Source organism: Methylobacterium sp. 092160098-2 (assembly GCF_028920805.1).
GTDB classification, from domain to species: Bacteria; Pseudomonadota; Alphaproteobacteria; order Rhizobiales; family Beijerinckiaceae; genus Methylobacterium; species Methylobacterium fujisawaense.
Genome location: NZ_JAQPZJ010000003.1, coordinates 96,781 through 118,023 on the forward strand (window position 1 = coordinate 96,781; position 21,243 = coordinate 118,023).

General features: G+C 67.7%; 11 protein-coding genes and 3 pseudogenes. 8 read left to right on the plus strand and 6 right to left on the minus strand.

The genetic code is table 11. The annotated features are described in order from the left end of the window. Positions 1-493: 493 nt before the first annotated feature. Positions 494-1,456: pseudogene (locus tag PQI07_RS32750) on the plus strand (DDE-type integrase/transposase/recombinase). A 142-nt stretch (positions 1,457-1,598) separates the two neighbouring features. Here the strand turns inward: PQI07_RS32750 and PQI07_RS38035 are convergent. Beyond that, on the minus strand, positions 1,599-2,267 hold the full coding sequence (locus PQI07_RS38035) for a class I SAM-dependent methyltransferase (protein ID WP_446721011.1): 669 nt from the start codon (positions 2,265-2,267) through the stop codon (positions 1,599-1,601). Between the two features lie 65 nt (positions 2,268-2,332). On the opposite strand from PQI07_RS38035, the pseudogene PQI07_RS32755 reads away from it, so the two are divergent. Continuing rightward, positions 2,333-2,626, plus strand: a pseudogene (locus PQI07_RS32755) (hypothetical protein); the annotation flags it as partial. 787 nt (positions 2,627-3,413) lie between these two features. On the opposite strand, the gene PQI07_RS32760 reads toward PQI07_RS32755, so the two are convergent. Next, positions 3,414-4,757 carry an IS1380 family transposase gene (locus tag PQI07_RS32760; protein WP_274926133.1) on the minus strand — a complete coding sequence of 448 codons (1,344 nt, stop codon included), beginning with the start codon at positions 4,755-4,757 and terminating at the stop codon, positions 3,414-3,416. Between the two features lie 233 nt (positions 4,758-4,990). Between PQI07_RS32760 and PQI07_RS32765 the strand changes: the two genes are divergently transcribed. Next, positions 4,991-8,191 (plus strand): rhamnan synthesis F family protein, encoded by a 3,201-nt coding sequence (locus tag PQI07_RS32765; RefSeq protein ID WP_274928979.1) that lies wholly within the window; start codon positions 4,991-4,993, stop codon positions 8,189-8,191. Between the two features lie 21 nt (positions 8,192-8,212). Here the strand turns inward: PQI07_RS32765 and PQI07_RS32770 are convergent, their stop codons facing one another. Together PQI07_RS32770 and PQI07_RS32775 are read right to left on the minus strand one after the other, a co-directional pair. Continuing rightward, entirely contained in the window at positions 8,213-9,994 is a 1,782-nt protein-coding gene (locus tag PQI07_RS32770; RefSeq protein ID WP_274928980.1) for a glycosyltransferase family 61 protein, read from the minus strand. 28 nt (positions 9,995-10,022) lie between these two features. Then, positions 10,023-11,795 (minus strand): glycosyltransferase family 61 protein, encoded by a 1,773-nt coding sequence (locus PQI07_RS32775; RefSeq protein ID WP_274928981.1) that lies wholly within the window; start codon positions 11,793-11,795, stop codon positions 10,023-10,025. 237 nt (positions 11,796-12,032) lie between these two features. Between PQI07_RS32775 and PQI07_RS32780 the strand changes: the two genes are divergently transcribed. Then, positions 12,033-13,376 (plus strand): IS1380 family transposase, encoded by a 1,344-nt coding sequence (locus PQI07_RS32780; RefSeq protein ID WP_274926133.1) that lies wholly within the window; start codon positions 12,033-12,035, stop codon positions 13,374-13,376. Between the two features lie 151 nt (positions 13,377-13,527). On the opposite strand, the gene PQI07_RS32785 is transcribed toward PQI07_RS32780, so the two are convergent. Both PQI07_RS32785 and PQI07_RS32790 read right to left on the minus strand, forming a co-directional pair. After that, positions 13,528-14,637: an aminotransferase class I/II-fold pyridoxal phosphate-dependent enzyme gene (locus PQI07_RS32785; RefSeq protein ID WP_274928982.1), complete on the minus strand. Its 1,110-nt coding sequence runs from the start codon at positions 14,635-14,637 to the stop codon at positions 13,528-13,530. 124 nt (positions 14,638-14,761) lie between these two features. After that, complete coding sequence (locus tag PQI07_RS32790; protein WP_051976374.1) at positions 14,762-15,406, minus strand: NeuD/PglB/VioB family sugar acetyltransferase; 645 nt, start codon at positions 15,404-15,406, stop codon at positions 14,762-14,764. A 266-nt stretch (positions 15,407-15,672) separates the two neighbouring features. Here PQI07_RS32790 and PQI07_RS32795 point away from each other — a divergent pair, with 266 nt between their 5' ends. The 4 genes and pseudogenes from PQI07_RS32795 (at position 15,673) to PQI07_RS32810 (ending at position 21,226) form a co-directional block, all read left to right on the plus strand. Beyond that, positions 15,673-18,345: a glycosyltransferase family 61 protein gene (locus PQI07_RS32795; RefSeq protein ID WP_274928983.1), complete on the plus strand. Its 2,673-nt coding sequence runs from the start codon at positions 15,673-15,675 to the stop codon at positions 18,343-18,345. Beyond that, on the plus strand, positions 18,342-19,385 hold the full coding sequence (locus PQI07_RS32800) for an NAD-dependent epimerase/dehydratase family protein (protein WP_274928984.1): 1,044 nt from the start codon (positions 18,342-18,344) through the stop codon (positions 19,383-19,385). Before PQI07_RS32795 ends, PQI07_RS32800 begins: the two co-directional genes overlap by 4 nt. Positions 19,386-19,512: 127 nt before the next feature. Then, positions 19,513-20,148: pseudogene (locus tag PQI07_RS32805) on the plus strand (DedA family protein); the annotation flags it as partial. A 661-nt stretch (positions 20,149-20,809) separates the two neighbouring features. Then, a complete protein-coding gene (locus PQI07_RS32810; RefSeq protein ID WP_075379855.1) occupies positions 20,810-21,226 on the plus strand; it encodes a hypothetical protein in 417 nt (138 codons plus the stop codon). The last annotated feature ends 17 nt before the right edge of the window (positions 21,227-21,243 follow it).

Below are 21,243 nucleotides of genomic sequence, written 5' to 3' on the forward strand. Positions count from 1 at the left end.
GATCCACTATGGCCGCCGCCACATGAAATTCCTGACAGTCCCGGATCCGCGACGCGCAACGCCAGGGACGTCTACGCGACAATCGATAGTAGCGGGAATCAGTTTCTCCAGGGCGATCTTCGCCTCAATGGTTCGTTGATCACCCCCCGAACCTCAACACCACATTCCTCTTCGGCGCCATGCCTCGTAGGTCAGAGTGCGTGGGATCCAAACTACGAGTATCGTTGTGTTGCAGCAAACACTTGGAAGCGTTCAGCTCTAAGCTCTTGGTAGGACCTGTCGTCCGAGTAGAAAATTTTTGAGCTTTTATACAGCGGACGAGCGGAAACGTATAATATGTTTCAGTCGCGCGTTCCGTGCAAATCAACACTACAATTATAACGACTAGGTGTTTGGTTGTGGAACGTCGTTGGGACGCAGCGCGTTGGGCGATTAAAGCCTACGCGTGGCGGTTCGACGGTGTGCTCCGCCAGTCTGCCAGGAGGGAGCGCTGATGCTCGCCATCCACCCCCAGACCCGCACAACCTCAGCCGTGCGCGCCGAGATCGCCCGCTCACACGAGAGATCCGGGGTGCTGGCCAAGCGCTACGGCGTGTCCACCGAGACCATCCGCAAATGGCGCAAACGCGGCCCCGATGCGTGTCAGGACTGCTTGGCGCGTCCCCACAGGCTGCCCTGGCGCGCCAGCGATGAGGAGCGCGCCACCGGCTTTCCCCTCGACGCGCTGACCTTTGTCGTCAGCCACTTCCTGCCACACCTGAACCGGGACGCCGTCTACCGCATCCTTAAGGCCGAGGGCATAAACCGGATGCCGCCCGCCGAGAGGGCCCGCAAGCCACACGTTAGCTTCAAGGACTACGAGGTCGGGTTCATCCACGTCGACGTAAAGCACTTGCCCAAGCTGCAGGACCGCAACCGTGTCTCGCGCAAGCGCTACCCGTACGTCGTCATCGATCGCGCGTCTCATTACGTGCTTCTCACCGTCAACGACGACGAGACCACCGCCTCGGCGGTGGCCTTCCTCACGGACGCGCTCGGCGCCTTTCCGTTCCGGGTCACCCGCGTGCTCACCAACCGCGGCTGGTGCTTCACGGCCGATGCGTTCGAGGCGGCCTGCGAGCTGCACGGTGTGAAGCATCGTAAAACGCGCCCGTATACGCCGAAAACCGACGTCATGGTCGAGCGCTTCAACGGTCGCGTGCAGCGGTAGGTGCTCGGCATCACGCTCTACCGCCACGCCGACCTGGAGATCGTGCTGCGCGGCTTCAATGCGGCCTACAACGGCCGCCGGCAGCGCGTGCTGAACGGGCTCTCGCCCGAGACGGTGTTGCGCCAGCGTCTCGAAGCCGATCCCGCGCTCGCCAACCCAAGCTAAGGACCGCCCAGTTCTAGTCTCATCAAGTGCGCCCTCCGCGTCGTCGCAGACGCCAAGGAGGTCTCACATCCAGACAGCTAGGCCGGGTTCATACGCCCGTGCCGCGCATGTTGATGGCGATCTTTGCCCGATGAAGCATGCGAGTGAAGACATGACTATGAGCTACTCGCCCCAGTCGGCATCTTCGAGCCCACTATACGTTGTGCGGCGGACTTCTACAAAATCACCACCGTGCCTCATCCGGATACGATGAAGATCTGAGCATAGCTTCGCGCGTGTACTGAAAGGACGCTCGTCGTGTAATTGGACCTGATCGAGCCGTTGGAAGGAGGAGCGCGGCGGCGAGGCCCCCCCATATTTCACCTGGAATATCGCTTCGATCATACAATGCACCAGGACAGAGATCGAGATCTAATTCATGAACGAAGGGGCAGTCATCCCAGGGAGAAATCTCGATCCCGCGTCTGACCTTCGGATTGCTGCTGTCATGCATAACAATAACTGTAGGTTTGCGTTTTGGTCGATACTTAAGGCACGCAGAAATATCCGCGCAAACACCGTCTACCTCATGGCTCCCGTCAACCAAGATGAAATTGACCTCTTCTTCAGATTCATTCATCGAAGCTATGATAGGAGGTAGCGTGTCCGCGCTATTTCCCGTGATAAACTTCACTGTCGGGAACAGGCTGGCTATACGATGCTGATTGGGATCTACGTCGAATGTATAGACTCTGCGGCTATAGTGCGAAATCGGTCGAAGGCTTCCGCATCGGAAAGTACCAATCTCCAAGCTTACATCCGGTTTCAAATTTTGAAGCAGCTGAATTAAGGTCGATCTTTCCCATTGAGTCATGTGCCATTCCTCATTCCAGTGTGGGTTTGGCAGCAGCATTTCTTGCAGGTTATTCACGGCGTGCGCTCCTAGGGAAAACGGAGGTAATTTAGCGTGGACAAGTGCGATGGCACAAGCGATTGCTGGGCGATTCTCGCGCCAAAGCTGCAATTGCGGCTAAAGCTCTGGCTGGTACGGCGCGCGTGATCGCCGAGGGCGCAGTCCGCGCGATCGCCTTTCGGATCGCACAGAGGCAGGCCCACGAACTGCCTCATGCGCTGCCCTTGCTCAAGCGCTTGCCGGGCGTGCCCCAATGGGTCGTGGCGGATTGGCGAGCCTTTGTCACGCGCTACGAGAAGACCGCCGCCAGCTTCAGCGGCATCCTCTGTCTCGCCGCAGCCCTCGATCACCTCAGATGACGACACACCCTAGCTGCGGGCATGTGCTATCATCGCGACCAGAACCACTTTGCGATTTGGCACTCGTCTCGCAGGCGGTCTGCTCTTCGGTGAGCTTACTCTTCTCTACGATTTGTTCGTCCCATCAGGATCCCACAAACCGGGAAAGTCGTATTCAGGCCGAAACAAAAAGATGTGGGAAATTAATTTTCTCTGCTGAGCTGATTTCTTGTCTGTATACGTGACAGACGGAGGCGGTCGTCGGACGGTTTCAGACATATCCTTAGAGGTCTCGTTCAAAAGTGCATTGCTTCGCTCGGAATTTGCGAACCGCCCCGCCCTTGCTGTACGACCTGCCACACCGCGCTGTCTGGCACCTGGGACGGCGCCCCTCCTCGACACAAGAATTTTCAATTCAAAGCCCCATTATGGCCCTCTACACCACGCTCTATCGGACGCTGCGCAACATTTTTTGTGCTGACCGCGATCTCGTGGTTGCGCAGAGGCTCTCACGGTCCGAGCTATTCGATGCGGAGTGGTATCGAGCAACTCAGGCGCCCGACGTAGTGCCGAACGAAGCCGCACTGCACTACCTGCGGCAGGGCGCCGCGCTTGGCTTCAGCCCTGGGCCCCTATTCGACGGATCGTGGTACCTAGCCCGTCTTATTCACCGGGGCTTGGCTGACGCCGTGTTTTGGGCTGATGGCGCGCGGGATCGCGCGTCCACTGTGACGCGTATGGATTCGGAACGTTGCGTCGGTGCTTGAGGGATAGGAGCGGGTTCGTCGGGGCGTCTCGGCCCCGCCGTTCAAGCGGGGGCTGGGACGAGCGCGGTCGCAAGGTGGCGTAGCAGGTCGGCTTCCGGACACGCCGCGGCGAAGGCGAGGCGGACGCGGGCAGCGGTCTCGCGGATCCGAGCGCCGAGCTTGAGCAGCCGGAGGCGGATCGTCGCGAACTCGGCCCTGGCGAGGCGATGGGCCGCCGGGATGGCGTCTCGCACGGTGAGCATCAGCCAGTAGGCCGCGGTGTGCAGGACGAGTCGCATCTGGTTGGCGGCCGGGTGCCGGCAGGAGGTGCGGTCGGAAGCGAGCTGGCCCTTGTGCAGCTTGATCAGGTTCTCGGCCTGGCCGCGGGCGCAGTAGAGTTCGGCGTAGAGCCATTCCGGCGTACCGGTGGCGATGTTCGTGACCACGAAGCGGATGTCGAGGCCGAGGCGGGTCGCCTCGATGCGGGCGGCGACGCGGCGCTGCTGCCGCCAGGACTTGGCGGCGTGGGTGGTCTCGGCAAAGCCGCGCACCGCATCCTTGTCGCCGAGGGCCCGCACCACCCGGATGTGGTCGGCGGTCGGCTCGACCTTGGCCGCGAGCGCCTTTGTGCCGGTCAAGCCGAAGACGTAGCTGACGCTGTTGTCCTCGCACCAGTCCATCGCTTCGGGCCGCCCGTAGTGGCCGTCGCCGCGGATGGTAATCGCGGTCGTCGGCCAGTGACGGCGGATCGCCCGGACGAGCCGGCGCAGATGGCCCCGGACCTCGCGACCCGAGGGTGTCTTACCCGACCGCAGGATCATCGCGACGGGACGGCTGGTGGCGGTATCGTAGACGTGGATCGGCAGAAAGCAGCGCGCGTCGTGGTGGGCGTTGAACAGCGACAGCTGCTGCTGGCCGTGCACCACGTCGCAGGTGTCGTCGATGTCCAGGGTGACCGCGGCGGGCGGTACGACGTAGCTGGCGCAGTACACGTCGACCAGCACTCGCCCGAGCCGGATCAGGTCGCGCAGGCCGGGGGTGTTCTCCATCCGCGAGACGGTGGGCTGGCTCATCAGGTCCGCGCCGCTCTCGGGCAGGCGTCCGCAGGCGAGCTTGAAGGCGGGGTCGGCGCGCAGATGGTCGAGGTCGTCGGCATCCTCATACCCGCAGGCAATCGCCAGGATGCGGGCCAGCAGGATCTCGGGCAGCGGGTGCACGACCCGGCTCGGATCGCGTCGATCCGTGATCACGGTCGCGAGCTTCTCGGCAATGCCCAATCGCTGGGCGGCCTGGGCGAGCAACAGGACGCCGCCGTCCGAGGTCAGGCGCCCGCCGTCGAAGGCAGCTGTGAGCTTCTTGCCTCGCACGGATGGAAACGCGAACGGCAGACACGTAGGATCGGACATGGCGGGCGTGGCAGGCTCGGTGCGCGTTGAAGGCTTGGCGTCAGCACCCAATCCCTAAGCTACATCAATGCCTTACGCTACGCTCGCCACCCCAGATCCACCGTCGTGATGAATAAGACGGGCTAGCGAACAATCCCGACGTAGCCGCGGCAGGTTTGAACCCGCTGCTGCACTACCTGGACAACGGACGCGCCGAAGGTCGATCGATCTGTCCGTTCGCTGATGGGGTGTTGATGGCGCGAATTGCTACCTCGGACCTGTTCGATGCGGGGTGGTACCAAGCGACACAGGCACCCGACGTGACGCTGGACCGGGCCGCACGGCATTATCTTCAGGAGGGCGCCAAGCGTGGACTGAGCCCAGGCCCGCTGTTTGACGGCCCATGGTACCTTGAGAACAATGCTGACGTCGCCGCGGCGGGCCAGAACCCTCTGCTACACTACCTGAACGACGGGCGCTCAGAGGGGCGGCCGATCTGTCCGCTCGCCGACCATGTGGCGCTGGCGCGGATCGAAGGCTCCGATCTGTTCGACGCGGAATGGTATCGGGCGACCCACGTTCCCGACCTGTCGCCGAACCAGGCCGCACGGCATTACCTCCGCGAGGGCGCAGGCCACGGGATGAAGCCCGGCCCTCTGTTTGATGGGGAGTGGTATCTCGGCAACAACGCCGACGTGGCCAGCGCGGGCTCGAACCCGCTGCTGCATTATCTGGAGAGCGGTCGCGCGGAGGGGCGGCCGATCCGCCTAGCATACGCCCGCGACGCCGGCGCCCGCGCGATCGAGACTCTCCCCATCGTCCTGCGTGAGAGCACGACTGCACGCATCGTCGTCATGGTCCACGCCTTCTACGTCGATGTATTCGAGGAACTCCTCCCGCACCTCGTGCGGGCGATCCCACAGTTCGACCTGCTGGTCTCGACTAATGAGCCTGCGAAGAAGAACGCTATCGAGGCGGCCGCCGCGCGTGCCGGCCTGGTCCATTGCTGCCGGGTCGTGCTGGTGGAGAACCGCGGCCGCAACTTCGGACCGCTCGTCGCCGTGTTTGCGCAGGACATCCTGAGCTACGACTACGTGCTCCACGTCCACACCAAGAAGTCGCTGTTCAGCGGCGCCGAGCAGGTGCGCTGGCGCGACGAGATCTATCGGGCGCTGTTCGCGAACGCCGCCTGTGCCGCCGTTGCCCTAGCGCTGCTGAAGGAGGATCGCCAGATCGGCCTGTTCTTCCCGGAGACCAGCGCGCACATCGTCTACTGGGCGCACACCTGGCTCTCGAACATCGGCACCGGCCACGGTCTACTCGCCCGCCTCGGCCTGTCCTACGACGGGTTTGACGAATACCTCGACTACCCCGTCGGCGGCATGTTCTGGGCACGGGTCGACGCCCTGCGCCCGCTGCTGACAGCGGGGTTGACCCTGGCCGACTTCCCCGAGGAGCACGGTCAGACCGACGGGACGCTCGCGCATGCGATCGAGCGGGTGATTCCCCTGGTGTGCCGTGCACAGGGCTACCGCGCGGTCTGCTTCGACTACAATCAAGGGCTCGCCCGTTACGACAGCAGCGCCCGAAACTGGCATCAGTACAGCGCCCGCTCACAGGACCAAGCGCTGCTGGCGCTCAGCGATGTCGACCTCGTCTCGTTCGACCTGTTCGACACCCTCGTGAGCCGCCCGGCCCGGCGCCCGGACGCCGTGCTCAAGCTCGTCGAGCACCGCATCGCGACGGAGGAAGGCCGCCCCGTGCCGCTGTTCGCGGAGCGCCGCGCCGCCGAGAATCGGGTCCGGGCCCGCCGGCACCACCGAGGCGACGTCAACCTGTCGGAGATCTACGCGGAACTCGCCGCCTCCGGCACAATCCCCCGCGACGTGGTCGCGCGGGCGCACGGGCTGGAGAAGCAGATCGACCTCGGCGCTCTGCGCCCGCGCCCGGAGGTCATCGCCGTCCTAAAGGCGGCCCATGAACGCGGCAAGCGGGTCGTCCTGATGACAGACACCTACTATGAGGAGGCCGATATCCGCGCCATCCTTCGTGGCATCGGGGTCGCCGACCTGTTCGCGGAGATCTACGTGTCAAACGCGGTCGGCGCGCGCAAGGACCGGGGCGACCTGTGGCACCACGTCGAAGAGGCCGAAGCGGTGCCGCGTGCCCGCTGGCTGCATGTCGGCGACAACGAGCACTCCGACATCCAGGCGGCCTGCGACCGGCGGATCCCCTATCTGCATGTCGCGCATCCGGCGAAGATCCTCGCGCAGAGCGGATTTCAGCGCGACGAAGGTGATCTCGCACGAACGTGGCCGTCCGACCTCGTCGTCGGCCAGGCCATGCTGCATCTGTGCCGCAATCCGTTCCTCAACCGAGCCGCTCCGCCCTACCTGACGCTCGGCTCGGCCCGCGAGGTCGGCTACGTCGTGTTCGGGCCGCTCATGCTGCTGTTCATGTCCTGGCTGATGCGGCACGAGGCCCTGAGTCGCGTCGAGCGGCTGTACTTCCTTGCGCGCGAGGGCGACTTCCTAGTCAAGGTCTACCGGTTGATCCGGGAGCGCTACGACCTGCGGCACCTGCCCGAGGGCCGGTACTTTCACGTCTCCCGGCAGACGGCTATCGGCGCGGCCCTCGGCACGGAATTCCGTCCGGATCTGGTAACGGCGGCCGGCCGCTACGTGGGCAGCCTTGAGGGGCTTCTCTGGAACAGGGCGAGCTTCACGGCCCCGGCGCATCTCGAACTGGACCGCATCGACGTGCGTCTGCCGGTCGATGCGCCGGTCGTCGAGCGCGTCATGACCGACATCAAGCCGGAAATCACCGCCCATGGCGCGGACATGAACGCGCGGTTCCGCGCCTACGCCAGGCAGGAGAGGCTCAATACCGAGGGTCTCTGTGCGGTGGTCGATGTCGGATATTCGGCGACGATCCAGAAGATGATGCAGATGGCGCTCGGCCAGCCGCTAATCGGCTTCTACATGACGACCTTCGACACGGCGCAGACCGTCAAGAAGGACGGCGGCGCGGCCTTCAGCTGCTTCAGCGCGGGCGCCGAGAATCCCGAGACGTCGTCGCTCCCCGTCCTGGCCTACGGCCTCGCCGTCGAGGCGTTCCTGACCGCCCCACACGGACAGGTCGTGGGCTACGAGACGGTGGGCGACCGGATCGCGCCGCTGTTCAAGGTGGATCTCCGGACCCCGGCCGAGCACGGCGTACTCGCCGAGCTGCACGCCGGCGCCGAGCAGTACATCACCGACACGCTCGACCTCTTCGGGCCGGATCTGCTCCAGGCGGACATCCCGACAAGGGGGCCTCAGGAATTCCTCCGCCTGCTGATGCAGGGGTTGATCGTTACCCCATCCGAACCGATGCGGACGCTCGGCGTGGAGGACGATTTTTGCGGTCTGCCCATCCACAGGGTGTACGCGGCGGGAAGTCCGGCGTCCGGCTGAGGCACCATCGGCGGATCCGGATCAAGAGGCGGACGTGACAGCCTCCAGGGCCCGCCGCATCGTCGCTGGCGGGACCAAGTAGTTCGCGTGCATCGGGTGAACGCCCTCCGCCTGCAGCGTGGTCCCGCGGACGAACAGAAGACGCGCCCCGCTGGACTCGACGAAGCTGGTGAAGCCGCGAAAGTAGAATTCCGGGCTCTCGTGGGTGAGGGCCACGACCCGGGCGCCCGGCCGGCAGAAGATGCAGTTGATCAGGGCGGAACTCGCCGAACCGACGATGATGTCGGCCGCGTGATAGGTCTGCACCTGCTCGGCGAAGGTGAGCTGCTCGGGCTGGACGACCTCGAACCCGTGGGGCCGCAACGTCTCGATGATCTCCGCCTCGTTAACGAGCTGACGCTGCGCGAAGCCCCGCCGTGACAGAATGATGCGTCGCCTGGTATGCTGGAGGTCGACCCCATCCGTGGCGAGCCGCGCGAGGATCCTGTCCTGTACGGCGGCTAGGATGTCCTGCGGCCAGATCGCGTCGTAGATCGGAAGCCCGGGCTGGGTATCGAACGGAAAGAAGGCCGGCACGGGCGCGAGACCGAGTTCGCGGAACCGCGTCGCGACCGGCGGCAGCGTCACGATCGGCCGATCACGAGCGTCCATTAGCTGGATGATCTGACGGTGCGTCTCCGGCATCCCGTCATCGACGCAGATCGGGAGTCCCGAGGGGCAGGCCGGACCATTGAAGCACAGCATCCGGGGGACGAATTCGAGCAGCCAGTGCCCGTATTGCCGGCTCTGAAGCCCGAACAGCATCAGGCCGGCGTCGACTTCGTTGATCGCGGCCGGCGCCTCGACCAGGGCACGTCCAGGCCCCCAGACGGCCGTCATGATCTGATCCGGATTGACCCCGTCCTTGATGTCGGCGACCCCGCTCAGGGGATGGGCCGCGAGGTCGTAGATCAGTCGGTCCCCGTGGAGCACGACGTTGCTGCGGGGGAAGGTCAGGCAGTCCTGGAAGAAGGCCACGTATTGCGGCGGCGCGTCGAGAGTCCCCGGCTGGGAGGTCAGCGGGATCGGTCCGTCGAGGAACGTCAAGGCGGGGTCGGCGATCCTGCGGCCGGGCCGCATCTCGTGATAGCGCCCGTGCCTTTCGGCGGCTTCCTGCCGGGCCGAGACGAGACGATAGATGCCGACGGGGCCGAGGCCAACGATCGACCGGGTGCTCTCGTGCAGCGCCACGGCTTCCTCGTGCCGGCCCGCCTCTGCAAGGGCGTTCATCTGCAGGATGCGCAGGTTCCGGATCTTTTGGCTGAGGCTGTCGCCGTCCACGGTCACGAGCCCGGAATCGCCCCCGTTGAGTGCGTAGGCAAGTCGGTAGCACTGTACGGCTGGTTCCGCCCGGCCGCGGCACTCGTGCTCCCAGCCGAGCTGCAACAGCCCCTGGGCGATTTCCTGCAGGGCGCAACCCGCCTCGTCCCGCCTCCGGAGCTCCGCGACGAACGCCGACGCGTCGTCCCAGCGCTCGTGGTCGATGAAGCCGCGCAGCCGCGCAGCGTCGGCGATCCGGCGCCAATGCGGAGGATCGTGCGGGTCGATCGCGGCGGCGAGCTCGAAGGCGCATGCCGCGGCCGCGAACAGGGCGCTCCCTTCCAGCCGGAAGCCGAGGGCCTCCAGGTGCCGCAGCGTTGCGGACGCGCGCGCGCGCGACGGGGGCTCGGCGGTGAGCAGAGCGGCCAGCTTCTCCAACTGCGCCGGGGCGTTGCCGCTATCAATCGACCGAACGAGGTCGAGGAAGGTTGCCGTCGGCCGCATGTCGCTCACGTCTCTAGCTGGAAACGGGCTACGGGCCGACGCCGACGCGATCGAGGGCGCGCAACACCTGGGCGGGCGTGACCGTGTAATTGGCGTGGAACGGGTGCGTCTTCTCGCCCTGCACCGTCGAGCCCCGGACGTAGAGGACCTGTGCTCCGCTCGATCCGATCATGCTTGTGTAGCCGCGGAAGTTGAACGACCGGTTTTCGTGGATCAGCGCGACGACGCGGGCCTTGTCGTTGCAGAAGATGGTGTTCGTCATAGCGGAACTCGCGGAGCCTACGATCACGTCGGCCGAATGATAGAGCGCGATCTGCTCGATGAAGGACAGCTTCTCCGGGTAGACGACTTCGAAGCCGTAGCGCGCCAGAACGTTGATGATCTCGGCTTCGTTGATGAGCTGGCGCTGCGTGAAGCCTTTCCGCGACAGGAAAATCCGCCGCCCCGTGGCGCGCAGGTCAATCCCGCGTGCCGCAAGCCGGTCCAACACCGCGCGCCGCATGGCGCCGAGGATGTCCTTCGGCCAGACCGAGTCGTAAACCGGCACGCCTGGCCGAACGTCGAACGGGAAGAACGTCGGGACCGGGGCGACCCCGAGTTCCCTGAAGCGTACCGCTTGTGCCGGCAGAGGCAAAATTGGCCGGTCGCGCGCATCGAGCAGTTCCACAATTTGTCGATGCGTTTCCGGCATGTGGTCGTCGATGCAAATGGGGAAACCTGCTGGACATACCGGGTCGTTGAACCACAGCATCCGCGGCACGAACTCAAGCAGCCAGTGGCCGTAGTTTCTGCTCTGGAGCCCGAACATCATCAGGCCGGACTCGATGGTCCGCGCCTCGGCCGGCTCCTCGACTAGCGCGCGCCCGCCGCCGTAGACGGCCGTCATGATCTGATCGGCGTTCGAGCCGTCCTTGATGTCGGCAATGCTGCTATCGGGGTGCGCGGCAAGGTCGTAGATCAAGCGATTGCCCTGGAGCACGATGTTGCTGCGCGGGAAGGTCAGGCAGTCTTCGAACCAGGCGACGTATTGCGGCGGGGCATCCAGGGTGCCGCAGACGGAGGTCAGCGCCACCGGGCCTTCGAGGAAGCGGATCTCCGGCTCCGCGATCCGGCGGGGGCCGACAAGCTCGCGATAGTCACCCGCCCCTTCAGCGGCGGCCTGCCGCACGGAGACGATATCGTAGATCCGCACGGGTCCGAGCCCGAGGGTCGTGCGCGTGCGTTCGTGCAGCGCCTGCGCCTCTTCGTGGCGTCCCTCCGCGGCGAGCGCAGTCATCTGCAGGCTGCGCAGGTTCCGGATCTTGCGCTCGATTGCGTCGCCGTCGATCGTGAGTGCCTGGCCGCCCAGGGTATCCCGCGCGATCCGCGCCAGCAGGTAGCCACGCACAGCGCTCTCGGCATCGCCAGCGAGCTCGTCATCCCAGGCGATATTGATCAGCGACGGGTCGTCCTGTCCGCGGTCTCCGGCGGCCGCCTTGGCTTGGCGCAGCGCCTCAAGGAGATCCTCCACCCCGTCGAAGGCCTTTCGCCGGCAGCGATCGACGATGCTCGTCCGGATGGCGGCCAATTGGTACTGCGCGGCCCGCGCACGCGAGGCCTGCGCCGCCAGCCCGTAGGCGCGGGCGGCCAAATCGAAGCAGTCCTCACCCTGGTATCGAAAGGCGAGGGTCGCGAGGTGCTGCGCTGCTATCTCGGTGCGTTCCTCTGCCAAGGTCGAAATGGAACCGTCGATCGTGTTGAGGGTGGCGGCGCCGTTCGTCCGATTGGCCTGCGTCAGGATACGCTGAAAGTCGCCTCGCATCGATACCGACCGTTCCTCTCACGCGATCTGCAGCGCTAGCTTAGCGCCTTACGTCCGTGTTGTATCGCGCTCTCGTGCGCCGAACCGGTGCTCACTTGGGCAGAGAGGGCTCTAGCCCGTCTTATTCATCACGACGGTGGATCTGGGGTGGCGAGCGTAGCGTAAGGCATTGATGTAGCTTAGGGATTGGGTGCTGACGCCAAGCCTTCAACGCGCACCGAGCCTGCCACGCCCGCCATGTCCGATCCTACGTGTCTGCCGTTCGCGTTTCCATCCGTGCGAGGCAAGAAGCTCACAGCTGCCTTCGACGGCGGGCGCCTGACCTCGGACGGCGGCGTCCTGTTGCTCGCCCAGGCCGCCCAGCGATTGGGCATTGCCGAGAAGCTCGCGACCGTGATCACGGATCGACGCGATCCGAGCCGGGTCGTGCACCCGCTGCCCGAGATCCTGCTGGCCCGCATCCTGGCGATTGCCTGCGGGTATGAGGATGCCGACGACCTCGACCATCTGCGCGCCGACCCCGCCTTCAAGCTCGCCTGCGGACGCCTGCCCGAGAGCGGCGCGGACCTGATGAGCCAGCCCACCGTCTCGCGGATGGAGAACACCCCCGGCCTGCGCGACCTGATCCGGCTCGGGCGAGTGCTGGTCGACGTGTACTGCGCCAGCTACGTCGTACCGCCCGCCGCGGTCACCCTGGACATCGACGACACCTGCGACGTGGTGCACGGCCAGCAGCAGCTGTCGCTGTTCAACGCCCACCACGACGCGCGCTGCTTTCTGCCGATCCACGTCTACGATACCGCCACCAGCCGTCCCGTCGCGATGATCCTGCGGTCGGGTAAGACACCCTCGGGTCGCGAGGTCCGGGGCCATCTGCGCCGGCTCGTCCGGGCGATCCGCCGTCACTGGCCGACGACCGCGATTACCATCCGCGGCGACGGCCACTACGGGCGGCCCGAAGCGATGGACTGGTGCGAGGACAACAGCGTCAGCTACGTCTTCGGCTTGACCGGCACAAAGGCGCTCGCGGCCAAGGTCGAGCCGACCGCCGACCACATCCGGGTGGTGCGGGCCCTCGGCGACAAGGATGCGGTGCGCGGCTTTGCCGAGACCACCCACGCCGCCAAGTCCTGGCGGCAGCAGCGCCGCGTCGCCGCCCGCATCGAGGCGACCCGCCTCGGCCTCGACATCCGCTTCGTGGTCACGAACATCGCCACCGGTACGCCGGAATGGCTCTACGCCGAACTCTACTGCGCCCGCGGCCAGGCCGAGAACCTGATCAAGCTGCACAAGGGCCAGCTCGCTTCCGACCGCACCTCCTGCCGGCACCCGGCCGCCAACCAGATGCGACTCGTCCTGCACACCGCGGCCTACTGGCTGATGCTCACCGTGCGAGACGCCATCCCGGCGGCCCATCGCCTCGCCAGGGCCGAGTTCGCGACGATCCGCCTCCGGCTGCTCAAGCTCGGCGCTCGGATCCGCGAGACCGCTGCCCGCGTCCGCCTCGCCTTCGCCGCGGCGTGTCCGGAAGCCGACCTGCTACGCCACCTTGCGACCGCGCTCGTCCCAGCCCCCGCTTGAACGGCGGGGCCGAGACGCCCCGACGAACCCGCTCCTATCCCTCAAGCACCGACGCAACGTTCCGAATCCATACGCGTCACAGTGGACGCGCGATCCCGCGCGCCATCAGCCCAAAACACGGCGTCAGCCAAGCCCCGGTGAATAAGACGGGCTAGCGCGTTGCCAGGGCCCGCTCTACGCACGAGCAGACCGCATCGATCTGCGCCGGCGTGATCGCCGGGAAGAACGGCACCCCGATGGCGCTCGCGGCCGCCGCGGCGGTCCCCGCCAGCCCGTCGTGCCGGCAGGTTGCGAAGGCGGGGTGCGCCTGACAGCCGGTCCCGTACCAGCGCCGCCACTGGATCCCGTCCGCGTCGAAGCCTGCCGTCACCGCATCGGCGGTGCCGGGCTCGAACAGGGCGGTGATCGTCATGGTCAGCCAGTCCCTGCCGAAGCCCGGCTGCATGCGCACGCCGATCCGCTCGAAGCCCGCGACATAGGCGAGGGATGCGTCCCGCAATTGCTGGATGCGCGCCTCGAGCCCGTCGAACACCGCCAGTCCGACCGCGGCGGCGTATTCCGAAATCCGGTAATTGCCGCCCCGCACCTCCGACACGCGGCTGCTCGCCGAGAAGCCGAAGCCCGTCATGGCGGTGGTCTGGGCGACCAGATCGGTGTCGGTGGTGAGGATCGCCCCGCCCTCCCCGATCCCGAGCGCCTTGGTGGCGTGCAGGCTCACGCAGATCGGCTGCGCGCCCACGCGGTGCAGGTTGAGCGTGGCGGCGGCGGCGTCGAACACCACCGGGATGCCGTGCGCCGCCTCGAACGCTTCCCAGGCGGCGACGTCGATCGGCGCGCCGTAGGGGCTGACCACCACCACGGCGGCGACATCGCCCCCGGCCGCCGCCAGGGCCCGGGCGGCAATGGCCGGCGTCAGCGCCAGCGTCTCGGGATCGACATCCGCGAAGAACGGCTCCAGGCCGACATTGACCGCCGCATGCGCGGTGGCGACGAAGGTGTAGGCGGGCATCAGGCAGAGCCGGCCTGTCCGGCCGGCGATCCGGTAGCGCAGGGCGAGCTCGATGGCCGTCGTCCCGCTGCCGGTGATCGTCGCCGCCACCGGCGCGCCGTCGGCGCGCTCCGAGACGAAGCGGCAGAGCGTCTCGGTGAACGCCCGGGAGAGCGGACCGTAATTGCTGTAGATGTGCGACTGATCGATCCGGCGCAGATACGGGACGATGGCATCCGTCTCCGGCAGGCTTGGAATGAGCACGGGGATCATCGTCGAGACACGTCCTGACTGTCGGCCGCCACCATCCTCACGCGCATGCTAAGGTGACGCGCCCGCTATACATGGCCGGACAGGACCGCGGAAGGCGGCGATCCGGATGCCGGCCCCTCCCCGCCTAGGCGCGCCGCAGGGACCGCGCCGGATTGCCGAACACCGTCTGGCCCGGCGCCACGTTCCGGATCACGACGGCGCCGGCGCCGACCACGGCGTGCGCGCCGATCCGCATCCGCGGGATCACGCAGGCCCCGGTGCCCAGGAACGCGCCCTCCTCGACGCGGACATGCCCGGCCAGGTGGACCCCAGGGCTCAGCGTGGCGAAATCCTCGAGCACGTCGTCGTGGGCGACGGTGCAGCCCGGGTTGACGAGGACGTGCTCCCCGAGGCGCGCATCCGTCGTGATGGAGGAATGGCCGAGGATCACGGCACCCGCGCCGATCCGGCTGCTCGCTCCGATCAGCACCCCCGGATCGATGATCGAGGTGAACTGGGCGCCGATCTCCGCACGAAGATGCGCGACCGCCCGGGCCCGGGGCCCGGGCTCGCCGAGGGCGACGACGAAGCGCAGGCTCGCGTCGCCCGCCAGGCTGCGCACATCCCGAATCACGGGCCGGCCCCGAAACGTCTCCGGCGCGTCGATCCCGGGATCGACGATGCTGGCTTGCAGCTCGATCGCGGTCCCGTGCGCGTTGAGGCGCTGCAGGGCGTCGACAATCTCGCGGGCGAGCGCGCCGGCGCCGTACAGGACGAGGCGGACGGTCATCGTGCCCGGATCCGGGATCGGATCCGTCCGCGGCCCGAATGCAGCGTGTCGTTCCGGTCGTCGTCCATGCGCGGGGATCCCTGCCTGCCCGGTGCCCTGCCCTACACGAGACCGCGTGCGCCCTCCAGCGCCGCATCCGCCGGCCCTCCCCGGAGAGGGCCATTCGGATATCTCGTCACGGCACGCCGGTTCCAGTACACCGCCCGCGAGGGCGCGCCGTTCGACCGGCGCGCGGACGGGCAGGGTCGATCAGGCGCGCAACCGACATGAGGCCGACGCAGACCTTCATCGACCTGATCCGGACGGTCCATCGCGACAACGCGCCGGACGTCCTCGCGCAGATCCGCACCCTTGCCGCCGAGGAGTGCGAGCCGGTCCGGCGCGGCGCGCTGTGCCGGCACCTCGAAACCCTCGCGTTCCGGCTCGAGGGCGACGAACGGCTCGGCGCCGCCGCCGAGACCTATGACCTGATCGCCGCCCTGGTCCCCGGCCCCCGGGCGCGCTGGACGAGGGCCGCCGCCACGGCGCGCCTGCGCGACCTGTGCGAGCGCGGCCGGTTCGCCGAGGCCGAGGCTTACATCGCGGGCCTGCGCGCCGACGCTGAGGCGCCCGTGCTGATCCAGGACGGGCTTGCGACCCTGCTGCGGCTCGGATGGGCGTACGAGTGCCGGAACCAGCCCGAGCCGTGCCTCCATTGTTACCGCCTCGCCTACGACCTCAATGGCGGCGACGCGGGCGTGACGACGGAGGACGGAGACCGGCTCAGCACCAAGGTCAAGAACCTGCGCCGCCTGCTCCTCGATACCCTGCTGGAGGACGGGCGCTTCGACGCGGCGATCGCGCTCCACGCGGCGACGCGCCACGTCACCGGCTCCGGGCCCCTGGAGGCTTACGACATCGTCTCGGTCCAGGCCCTGGCGGCGGCCGGCGGCGCCCGCGTCATCACGGTGCTCCCGGAGCGCCGCATCGCCGCGCCCGATCTGCGCTTCTGGGAACCGCCCCCGGCCCTCCGATCGGAGGCCGGCAGCCTGGATATCCCGGCCCAGTACCTCGCTTTCCTGGAGGGCGCGCGCGCCTTCCCGCGCAGCAACGTCGTCATCGCCGGCGGCAAGCTCGTCTACGACCTCGCCGCCCATCCGCGGCGCCCGGACATCCTGCTGCAGGACGGCCTCAACCCCGACCAGATCATGACCGCCGCCTTCGGGGCCACGCGGGCCCTCGTCGAGGTGCCCGAGGCCGAGCACACGATCGCGGCCGGCCTCATGATGTTCGGCCTGCAGAGCCGGAACTACGGGCACTGGTTCTGCGAGTTCGTGCCGCGGATGCTCTGCTACAACGACCCGCGCTGCCCCGACGGAATCCCGCTCTGCATCGACGATCACATGCCGGGGGCGCACGCGGAGATCCTGGGCCTTCTCGACACGCGCGACCGGCCCGTGATCGCGCTGCCGCCCAGGCCCGTCGCGTTCGGGCTCCTCGGGATGGCGCCGGTGCCGGCCTTCTTCCCCTTCGACATGAAGCCCGGCCGCCCCTTCTACGACACGGTCTGGCCGGCCGACGTCTTCGGGGCGATCCGCCAGCAGATCCTCGACCGCGCCCGCGCGCGCGGGGCCCTCTCCGGCCGGACCGACCGGCGCCTGTTCATCTCGCGCAAGGCCTTCACCCAACGCGCCCTCGTCAACGAGGCGGAGATCGCCGAACGGCTGCGCCCCCTGGGCTTCGAGGTGATCTATCCGGAGACGCTGTCCTTCCTCGAACAGGTCGAGGCCTTCCATTCCGCCGAACTGGTGGTCGGCTCATCGAGTTCGGCGCTCAGCAACGCCCTGTTCTGCCGACCCGGGTGCCGGATCCTCGGCCTGATCCACGAGGAGTTGTCCTTCAACTTCCGGGGCTATGCCAGCTTCATCGAGGCCGGGGGCGCGCGGATCCTGTTCCTGCGCGGCCGGACCCTCCCGCGCCCCGGCGTGCACGCCTTCCACGTGAGCTATACGGTCGACCCGGGGCGGGTCGTGGCCGCCGTGGCCGCACTCGAGGCCGAGGTCGCCACCGGCGCACCGGCCGGCTTTTCGATCGCGGCTGCGGACGATCGGCCGATCCGTGTGCCGGATCGCGGTGCCTCCCGGCTGCAGGACAAGCGGACCGTCGGGCCCGCGCGCATCGACCCAGACCGGCTTGCGCGGGTCAGGACGCTCGCGGCCGGCCCCCATGCGGGCGCGGAGGCAGGCCTGTGCGCCCTGGAGGCGGTGGCCTACGTCGCCGGCGAGCCGCATTCGGATGAACCCGCCTGCGCGTCGCCCAGCATCGCCGCCTTTGTCCGAACCTGGAGCGATTGCCTGCCGCAGGATGCGCGCGATGCCCTGATCCTGCCGCTCGTTCCGCGCTTGGTCGGCACCCGGGGCTCGGAGGCCCTGGAGCGCCGGCGGGTCGCCCTGGTGGCCGATTGGCTGATCCGCACCCACCTGCCGGCGTGGTTCCGCCTCGCCAAGCTGAACGTGGAGGGGGACGAACTGGCCGACCTGCCCGAGGTCGAGGACGTCGCCCAACTCGTCTTCCTGTGCGATCACCTCAAGCGCGCGCGCAAGCGGGCGGCCGTCGCCAACCTGACCCTGCGGCAGACCGGCTCGGCCGTTCGGGCCGCGGCCTGGGACGCGGCCCATCAAGCGGCCTGGGGCACCGTTCGGGACGCATTGGAGGCCGCGGGCCCGTCAGTCCTCGCCGCCGGCTGGGACGCGGCCTACGCGGCCGCCTACGCGGCGGCCCGCGCCTGCGGGAAGGCGCCCCTCGAACCGACGCGGCAGGCGCTTCAGCGCTCGGCCCTTGCGCTGGTCGAGCGCATGATCGAGGCCCGTGAGCGCGATCCCGCCGATCTGGGCCGGCGGCCGGAAGATGCCCTTCCGGCCCCCACGCCGATCCAAGACGGCGCTGAATGTCGGCCATGAGTGAGACCCGGCAGGGCCCGCAGCCGCTCGATCCCGCCGGATCCGGTCAGCCCGCGCCGTCCATGGCGGGGCTCCGCTGCCTCGTGCTGGGCGGCGGCGGCTTCCTCGGGCTGAACCTGTGCAACCGCCTCGCGGCGGCGGGGGCCGAAGTCACCTGCTTCAGCCGCAGCCACATCCAGTCCGAGGTGCTCGACCGACGTGTCGCCCGGGTCACCGGCCAGTTCGCCGACCGCCTCGCGATCGCCAACGCCGTCGAGCGTCAGGACGTCGTCTTCCACCTGATCGCCGGCTCGATCCCGGAAAGTTCGAACCGGGATCCGTCCGCGGAACTCGCCGCCGCGCCGATCGCCACCCTGCATCTGCTCGAGATCTGCCGCTCGGCCCGGATCAAGAAGCTCGTGTTCTCGTCCTCCGGCGGCGCGATCTACGGCATTCCCCGGGCCATCCCGATCCCCGAGCAGGCGCCGACCGACCCGATCTCGGCCTACGGCATCGGCAAGCTGATGATCGAGAAGTCGCTCCACCTGTACCGGCATCTCCACGGGATCGACTACCAGATCCTCCGGATCGCGAACCCGTACGGCCGGTTCCAGCTCGGCACCAAGCACCAGGGCCTGATCGGCAGCTACATCCACCGTGTCCTCTTGGGCCTGCCGCTGGAGGTCTGGGGGACCGGGGAGGTGGTGCGCGACTTCCTGCACGTCGACGATGTCAGCGACGCGTTCCTCGCCGCGGTGTCCTATGACGGGCCGCACAAGGTGCTGAATGTCGGCAGCGGCAGGGGCCTGAGCGTCAACCAGATCATCGCCGAGCTGGAGGTGGCCTTCGGCCGGGATCGCCTGCCCTGCATCCACAAGCCGAGTCGCGCCGCCGACGTGCCCGCCAACGTCCTCGACACCGCGCTGATCCGGTCCGAGCTCGACTGGCAACCGCGCGTCGCCCTGCGCGAGGGGCTCATCAGCACCATCGCGTGGATGCGCGCCCATCTCGCTGAGATCGGAGCGGGCGCTGCGGCGCCGCACCCCGCCCGTGAGGGATGAAGCGCCCGTGACCGCCGTCGCGGCCGACGGCGGGACGGCGCCTGTGCGGCGGGCTTGATCGTCACGCCGCCCCGGAGCGGCCACGTTTGTCGTCGACAGCGCGACCTGCGAGCCGCACGGAGACCGCATGTCCTTCCTGCACGATCTGCCGATCGCCGACCTGATCGCGCACTATGGCTACCTGGCGATCTTCGTCATCATCACGCTGGAGAGCGCCGGCCTGCCCCTGCCGGGCGAGACGGTCCTGCTGACCTCGGCGGCCTATGCCGGCAGCACCGGCAACATCAACATCGCCGTGGTGGTGGCCATCGCGGCAACCGCGGCCATCCTGGGCGACAATGCCGGCTACTGGGTCGGCCGCCGCTGGGGCCTGCCCCTGCTCCTGCGCAAGGGGCACCTGATCGGCCTCGATCACGGCCGGCTCAAGCTCGGCCAATACCTGTTCCGCCGGCACGGCGGGAAGATCGTGTTCTTCGGCCGCTTCACCGCGATGCTGCGCGCCTATGCGGCGGTGCTTGCCGGCGTGAACAAGCTCGACGCCCGCCGCTTCTTCGCCTTCAATGCGCTGGGCGGCGTCGCCTGGGCCTCGATCATGGGCTTCGGCGCGTATCTCTGCGGGCGCTCCATCGAGAACGTCATGGGGCCGGTCGGCCTCGGGCTGCTGGCCTTCGTCCTGATGGGCGCTGTCGCACTCTGGCTGTTCATGCGCCGGCACGAGGCGCGCCTGATGGTCGCCGCCGAGGCGGCGATCCCGGGGCCGCTGGCAGAAAGATTGGACGAGGCGCGACCGCAGGTCGAGCCCACTCCGGGAAATGGCGGCCTGGACCCGAACAGCCCGATCCAGGCGGACTTTCAGAATCAGATCGAGGCGCTCCTGGCGCAGCGGGAGCGCGCGGCGCCGCAGCCCGCCGCGCAAGCGGCCCTCCGGACCCGCCGCGCGCCCTGGCCCCTGTGGTTCAAGATCCCCGTGCTCCTCGTCGCCGCCGTCGTCGGTATGACGGCGATCTCGTGGCACGACGGCGTCACCGGTGGCCTCTACGGACGGCTCATCGGGCATATCGGGATCCTCGGCATCGCCCTGATCCTCGTCGTCCCCGCCGGCCTCCTGCTCGTGATCGGTCGCCGGCTCCTGCGTCCGCAGGCCGAAGCTGCAGCCGAAGACGAAGACGCCTTAGGGGTGGTGGCGTGAGAGATTGGCGGGCGGCTGGCCAGGACGGCGGTCCGAACCGTCGGTCGATGCGGTGTTCCATGAGCCGAGGCGGTGGCGCCGCGTCGTCGAGCGGCGGGTTGACCGGTCCCGGAGGCGATCGTACAGCCGGCCGCAACCCGACTGGGGCACTCCCGTCGCGCCGGCCTCCGGCCGAATCCTCTGATGGCTGCGTGCCCGAGACCCGTCGGGCCCCGTGACTGAGACGGAGCTAACTTTGAGCGAGGACGTGGAAGCGCTGCGGGCCGAGCTCGCCGAGACCCAGGCACGGCTCAAGGAGGCCCAGGGCGAACTCGCCCGTCTGGTGCGTCTGGCCGAGGCCGACCTCCAGCGCCGGCGCCCCGGTGAGCAGTCGAGCGTCGTCGCTTCCTCGGTCCGCAGGCCCGCCGCCAAGGAGGTGGCCGCCCGGATCGCCCGGTTCGCGCATCTCTACCGCGAGGCTGCCGCTGCCACGCCCGATCGTGCCCCCGTCGTACCCGAGGCGACGATGCTCGGATGGCTCGAAACCTCCGGGTTGTTCGACCGCCAGTACTACCTCGCGTGCAACGACGACGTCGCGAATGCCGGCGCCGATCCGACGCAACACTATTACAACCACGGCTCCGAGGAAGGGCGCCTCCCCAGCACCCTCTGAGGGTCCGGTCTGGGGAA

Bases quoted from the DNA above. Each gene is read 5' to 3' on its own strand.
- PQI07_RS38035 (WP_446721011.1), bottom strand. From the start codon at position 2,267: ATGCTGCTGCCAAACCCACACTGGAATGAGGAATGGCACATGACTCAA.
- PQI07_RS32760 (WP_274926133.1), bottom strand. From the start codon at position 4,757: ATGTCCGATCCTACGTGTCTGCCGTTCGCGTTTCCATCCGTGCGAGGC.
- PQI07_RS32765 (WP_274928979.1), top strand. From the start codon at position 4,991: ATGGCGCGAATTGCTACCTCGGACCTGTTCGATGCGGGGTGGTACCAA.
- PQI07_RS32770 (WP_274928980.1), bottom strand. From the start codon at position 9,994: ATGCGGCCGACGGCAACCTTCCTCGACCTCGTTCGGTCGATTGATAGC.
- PQI07_RS32775 (WP_274928981.1), bottom strand. From the start codon at position 11,795: ATGCGAGGCGACTTTCAGCGTATCCTGACGCAGGCCAATCGGACGAAC.
- PQI07_RS32780 (WP_274926133.1), top strand. From the start codon at position 12,033: ATGTCCGATCCTACGTGTCTGCCGTTCGCGTTTCCATCCGTGCGAGGC.
- PQI07_RS32785 (WP_274928982.1), bottom strand. From the start codon at position 14,637: ATGATCCCCGTGCTCATTCCAAGCCTGCCGGAGACGGATGCCATCGTC.
- PQI07_RS32790 (WP_051976374.1), bottom strand. From the start codon at position 15,406: ATGACCGTCCGCCTCGTCCTGTACGGCGCCGGCGCGCTCGCCCGCGAG.
- PQI07_RS32795 (WP_274928983.1), top strand. From the start codon at position 15,673: ATGAGGCCGACGCAGACCTTCATCGACCTGATCCGGACGGTCCATCGC.
- PQI07_RS32800 (WP_274928984.1), top strand. From the start codon at position 18,342: ATGAGTGAGACCCGGCAGGGCCCGCAGCCGCTCGATCCCGCCGGATCC.